This window comes from Kitasatospora cheerisanensis KCTC 2395 (assembly GCF_000696185.1).
GTDB lineage: Bacteria > Actinomycetota > Actinomycetes > Streptomycetales > Streptomycetaceae > Kitasatospora > Kitasatospora cheerisanensis.
In genome coordinates, this window is the sequence record NZ_KK853997.1 from 1,678,290 (window position 1) to 1,679,040 (window position 751).

The window sequence follows — 751 nt, forward strand, 5'->3', positions numbered from 1 at the left end:
CCTTCGCCGCGTGCAGCGGCCAGTACGGGTCGCGGAGCAGCTCGCGGCCGAGCATCACCACGTCCGCGGCGCCGTCCGCCAGGATCTGCTCCGCCTGGGCGGGCTCGGTGATCGCGCCGACGGCGCTGACCGGGACGCCGGACTGCTCGCGGATCTGCGCCGCGAACGGGACCTGGTAGCCGGGCCCGACGACGATCTTCGCGTCCGGGACCAGGCCGCCGGAGGAGACGTCGACCAGGTCGACGCCGATCGCCTGGAGCTCCTTGGCGAGCAGGACGCTCTCCTCGACCGTCCAGCTGGGCTCGTCGGCGACCCAGTCGGTCGCCGAGACCCGGAACAGGACGGGCAGTTCCGAGGGCCAGACGGCGCGCACCGCGGCGGTGACCTCGCGGGCGAGGCGGGAGCGGCCGGCGAAGTCGCCGCCGTAGCCGTCGGTGCGGTGGTTGGTGAGCGGGGAGAGGAACTGGTGGATCAGGTAGCCGTGGGCGCCGTGCACGTCGACCACCTGGAAGCCGGCGGCCAGCGCGCGGCGGGCGGCGGACGCGAAGTCCTCGACCAGTTCGGCGATCTGAGCTTCCGTCAGCTCGATCGGCGTCGGGTAGCCGTCCTTGAACGGGAGCGGCGAGGCGCCGACCACCGGCCAGCCGCCGTCCTCGACGGCGAGCGGGCCGCCGCCCTTGCCGGCCTTCGCGGTGGAGGCCTTGCGTCCGGCGTGGGCCAGCTGGATCGCCGGGACCGAGCCGTGCGAGCG

General features: G+C 74.7%; 1 protein-coding gene. It reads right to left on the reverse strand.

The features are described from left to right. On the reverse strand, positions 1 to 751 hold a 751-nt coding region (locus KCH_RS07560; protein ID WP_035860496.1), incomplete at both ends, for an oxidoreductase.